This is a genomic window from Acidobacteriota bacterium, from assembly GCA_003225175.1.
Lineage (GTDB): Bacteria > Acidobacteriota > Terriglobia > Terriglobales > Acidobacteriaceae > Gp1-AA112.
Genome location: QIBA01000114.1, coordinates 1 through 4,964 on the forward strand (window position 1 = coordinate 1; position 4,964 = coordinate 4,964).

The 4,964-nt window shown below is 33.1% G+C and carries 4 protein-coding genes; 2 read left to right on the forward strand and 2 right to left on the reverse strand.

The genetic code is table 11. The annotated features are described in order from the left end of the window. Positions 1 to 100: 100 nt before the first annotated feature. Positions 101 to 358 (forward strand): hypothetical protein, encoded by a 258-nt coding sequence (locus DMG62_22730; GenBank protein ID PYY20637.1) that lies wholly within the window; start codon positions 101 to 103, stop codon positions 356 to 358. A 366-nt stretch (positions 359 to 724) separates the two neighbouring features. Here the strand turns inward: DMG62_22730 and DMG62_22735 are convergent, their stop codons facing one another. Then, positions 725 to 1,054, reverse strand: coding sequence for a hypothetical protein (locus DMG62_22735; protein PYY20638.1), 330 nt, complete (start codon positions 1,052 to 1,054; stop codon positions 725 to 727). A 1,787-nt stretch (positions 1,055 to 2,841) separates the two neighbouring features. Here DMG62_22735 and DMG62_22740 point away from each other — a divergent pair. Next, the gene (locus tag DMG62_22740; GenBank protein PYY20639.1) at positions 2,842 to 3,180 is read left to right on the forward strand and encodes a hypothetical protein; all 339 of its coding nucleotides are present in this window, start codon (positions 2,842 to 2,844) and stop codon (positions 3,178 to 3,180) included. A gap of 874 nt (positions 3,181 to 4,054) precedes the next feature. On the opposite strand, the gene DMG62_22745 is transcribed toward DMG62_22740, so the two are convergent. Beyond that, positions 4,055 to 4,192, reverse strand: coding sequence for a hypothetical protein (locus tag DMG62_22745; protein PYY20640.1), 138 nt, complete (start codon positions 4,190 to 4,192; stop codon positions 4,055 to 4,057). Between the last annotated feature and the right edge of the window lie 772 nt (positions 4,193 to 4,964).

The window sequence follows — 4,964 nt, forward strand, 5'->3', positions numbered from 1 at the left end:
AACATAAAAAATATAATAAGTAATGTATGTACTGTATATAGTGTATAATCAAAAGAAAATATCATTACCCTCGAAGCCTCCTGAAGGTCTTTAGGCAGATTTGTCATATGCATATAACGAGCAGGAGAGCTTCTGGATCTTTAAGAACTTGAACGTCTTCTATTGGATCTTTGAGAACTTGCACGTCTTCTATTGGATCTTCAAGAACTTGAACGTCTTCTATGGGATCTTTGAAAACTTGAACGTCTTCTATTGGATCTTCGAGAAGATTTCCTTCTCTGTGTTGAAACAACTAATAGACAATTTGAGCTTGGACTTGGCACTTTCAGATTTAGTACTTCCATATCACCGTCTCTAGTCGTGTTTGTTTTCAAACTAGACTTGTTTCTGGGTTCAGTTGAACCACTTGCTAATTCTCAGTTTAGTACTTCCGTTTCATCAGCAGGCTCGCTAATTCTAGCTTTATTTGAGCTAGAACAGTTGCCTGAATCACTTGGTAACTCTTTATTACTGAGTTGAGGAATGGTTTCTGATTACCTCACTTTGCCTTTATCTTTGGAAAGTTCATTAAGTACGTCTGTAATATCGCCAAATGAAAAATCCCTCTTTTTTTTATTATCTGATCGATGTTCCGCTTGTTGGTTTGCTGTACCTAAGTAAAAACGTGTATAAAATAAACAACCAATTATATTAAACTGATTTATTGCAAAGTGCAAACAATAAATTAATAAATTACGTGTTTTTTCCTCCAGACGCTTTTTATTAATCGAATATCTATTATTCCAAAAAAAATGATAATAATCAATAAATAAAGAACGAACAATTTTAATAATAATAAATGTAACTTACCGGTGTCCTGAATGAAAGCTTTGACTGCTAGATTGACTATTTGAATGACGATGGGTTTTACTTCAATAGTTTCTGCTGTGGCTTCTGGATTGACTATTTGAATGACGATGGGTTTTGCTTTGAATGTTTCTGCTATAGCTGCTAAATCAGCTATTTGAATGATGATAGTAGGTTTGGCTTCTCTTTGAACGATAACTTTGGCCATGGCTCCTGGATTGACTATTTGAATGATGGTAGCTTCTTTTTGAACGATAAGTAGATGTCTGAGTCATATTTAAAAGAAAGTAATTGTTAGTATTTAAAAACAATTGTGAAGTAGAGAGAAAATATGCCTTTTAGATGTCCTTTTATATTCATTCAAGTAGTCTATTTTAGACTATTTTTAGACTATTTGATATTAATAATAAGCTTTTTGTTAGCCTTTTTAAATTAATTGATCAATTATCATGGAATATACTCTTACCAAAATTAATCAATACATTTAATAAATTAATTTATTAGTTTTCTGATTGATATAATATTTTACTTGAAGAGAAAATATACTTTGCCGATATCAATCAATACATTTAATAAATTAATTTTTAAGTTTCCTGATTTATTATTTAGTTGATAATTTTTAGTATAAATTGAATAAAATTGTACAAATTTCAATATTTCGCTCGATTGATTGATTATTTATTCTACTTAAATGAGCAATGAATAAACAAGAAACTACTAAAGAAAAATCAACAGTACCAGTAGCAAGAGCTACTAAAGTTTGAACAAAAGTACTGTGTAGTTGCAAAAAATGTGATGGCAAAATGGTCGACCCAAGAACAAGACAAAAACACAAATTGGAGGAAAATTGTCTTCAGGCTTCTATATCTAACATGAAAGAAGACAGAGAAAAAGAGTCAAATCAACACCAATCAATCTTCCTAATTCCAGATCTGTTTCAATTGATATTGAACCTATGGTTGCTGGTTATTCTCAGAATCTTCGTGAAAATGTGATTGATAGTGATCATTATCAATCAGATGATGAAGTCGAGCCAGTTATTATCAGAAAGAAACAAAAAAGACATGACTGATTTTGTGAAACAATTGAAACTATAATTATTCTGGATGAAGTACCTGCACAAGAAGTCAGTTCTGATGATGAAAAAGGTTCTCACCTACTGGATGATGATATAAATGATGATGAACTATTCTTTGATGAGGATGAGGTTGATATATTTGCAACTCCAGATTCTCTCAATTTTAATTATGATTCGGACCAAGAACATCCTAATACAAATACGAACATGAACAATTCATGGATTCTTCTCTGGATCTTTAAATTTCAAGAGAGGTTTAGACTTTCTGATGTTACAATCAACTCGCTAGTTGGCTTCTTTAGCCTTGTTTTGAAGGATGTTAATTCACAATGATTTGAAAAGTTTCCTTCAACTGCCTACATGGCTAGAAAGTTATTAGAGATTAGGAAAAAAACAAAATCTTTTGCAGTATGTCCGAATTGTAACAAGTTATATGATACTGCAGCAATAATTCCACAAGATACTGGTGATTCAGGATTTAAATGCACTCATATTGAATTTCCAAACCATACAATGCAGAAATATCATAGATCCTGTGGGTCAGAATTGCTCACGAAGGTTTCAGTAAATAACAGTTATATTTGGCATCCAAAAATGGTGTATCTATTACCGTGTTTGAAAACTCAAATACTTATGTTGTATCAAAGACCAGGTTTTGAGGATTTTTTGAATAAATGGACCAGCTGGGATAACTAAAATAGCATAATGACCGATATTTACAATGGTGAAATATGGAAAACTTTCCCATCTAACACTGATAATTTGGATCAATCCTGATTTTTTACGGCCAAAACTGCCAATTCGCATCTAGGTATAATGATAAACTTAGATTGGTTTCAACCTTTTAATTCAGCTTCTTACAGCACTGGCGCTATATATGGCGTAATTTGCAATCTTTCATGAGATATTTGGAGAATATGTTAGTTCTCGGCATTCTGCTGGGTCCAAACGAGGTTAAATTACATAGAATAAATCACTATCTCACTCTGATAGTTGACGAATTGCTGGAATTTTGGGATGGGATTGATTTGCCAGTTACCAATAAATATCCTACTAGTAAAAATGTCCGAATGGCTGTAATTTGTTGCAGCAATGACATTCTGGCCGTGAGAAAATTATGTGGTCATATATCCGTACTGGTCAGATGTCATAGGTGCTATAAGAGAGCGAGCAGTGAAGAAGATCAAAGGCCAAATTTTGGAGGATTTGAAGATATGGATGATTGGTTTAAAATAAAGGATCTAGAAGAATATTGACGTAATGCTATGATTTGAAAACATCAACAAACAAACGAGAATCAAAAGAGACATGTTAGTAGAACTCATGTTCGCTGGTCTGAAATGCTCCAGTTGCCTTACCATAACCCAATTAGACATTTAGTAGTGAATTCGATGCACTGCTTATTTCTCAGAATTTCTCATTGGATAGTGAAAAGGTTATGAATTGATGGTAATAAAATCACTAAATCTGACCTTGAATTAATGGAAAACGGGCAAAATGTATTAAGGTACCTGCTGACTTAGGCCGAATTCCATACCGGTGAAGAATTTTTCGGCTTTACTGCAGACCAATGGAAGTCATTTATATTAATTTATGCGACTCCATTGATGTGGGATCTTCTGGATGATACTGATCGAGAAATTTTAGCAAATTTTGTAAGAGCTTGTTACTTGCTGGTTTCACGCATTATTAATAATAATGCATTAGAAGAGGCGCAAACAAGATTACTCTGAGTTAGGGATGATCATGGTTCAATGAACTGACAGTTCAAACCGAGTCACTCAGTTCGTGGTTCAGCTCACTCATACCTTGAACCGAACCGGGTGAATCACGGTTCAGTTTAAGTCAACTCAGTTCGAACCGGTTCAAACCGAACCGAACTGAACTGAACTGAACTGAACTGAACTGAACCGAACTAAGCTGAACTGTGATATATTAAACCTGAACTAAACCAAATCAAATTAAGTTAAATGTTAAAAATTAAAAATAATAAATTGTTTTATATAATATTTATTTATTTCAAATGTCTATTTTATGATAACTATATATAAATGTTCTAATTCCTAATTATACTAGTAAAAGTTTATTTATAATTAGTCAAGTAAATTTATAATATTGTTTTTAATATTATTAAATTATTTTTTCTTTTAACCAACTTTTCAAACAGAGTATTGCTCTTGCACTTTTACCAGTTAACCTATTTCTTGATTTTGTAATTGTAAGACCTGCTATAGAAAATAATTGTTCGCATGGTACAGATGTTGCCATAATACCTAGGTTCCGGTAGTACAGCTTCGTCTATTCGTCCAGTTTTCCTAAAAAAAAGAAAGAAGGGAACATTAATTACGTTCCCTGGAAGTAAAAAAGACCGAAAATGAAACGAACTTACTTTTGTTCGTTCGTTTAGGTTCCAGTAGTACGGCTACATCCGTTCGTCCAGTTTTCCTAAAAAAAAGAAAGAAGGGAACGTTAATTACGTTCCCTGGAAGTAAAAAAAACTGAAATAACGAAACGAACTTACTTTAGTTCATTCGTTTAGGTTCCAGTAGTACGGCTTCGTCCGTTCGTCCAGTTTTCCTAAAAAAAAGAAAGAAGGAAACGTTAATTACGTTCCCTGGAAGTAAAAAAAACTGAAAACGAAACGAACTTACTTTTGTTCGTTCGTTTAGGTTCCAGTAGTACGGCTTCATCTGTTCGTCTGGTTTTCCTAAAAAAAAAGAAAGAAGGGAACGTTAATTACGTTCCCTGGAAGTAAAAAAAACCAAAAATAACGAAACGAACTTATTTTTGTTCGTTCGTTTAGGTTCCAGTAGTACGACTTCGTCCGTTCGTCCAGTTTTCCTAAAAAAAAGAAAGAAGGGAACGTTAATTACGTTCCCTGGAAGTAAAAAAAAACGAAAATAAACGAACCGAACTTACATTTGTTCGTTCGTTTAGGTTCTGGTCGTTCGGCTTCGTCCGTTCGTCTAGGTTCCTAGAAAGAGTAAAAAAAAAAAAAACTTTTAATTTATAAAATAGTGGCTTAGATTCAGCAGATCTG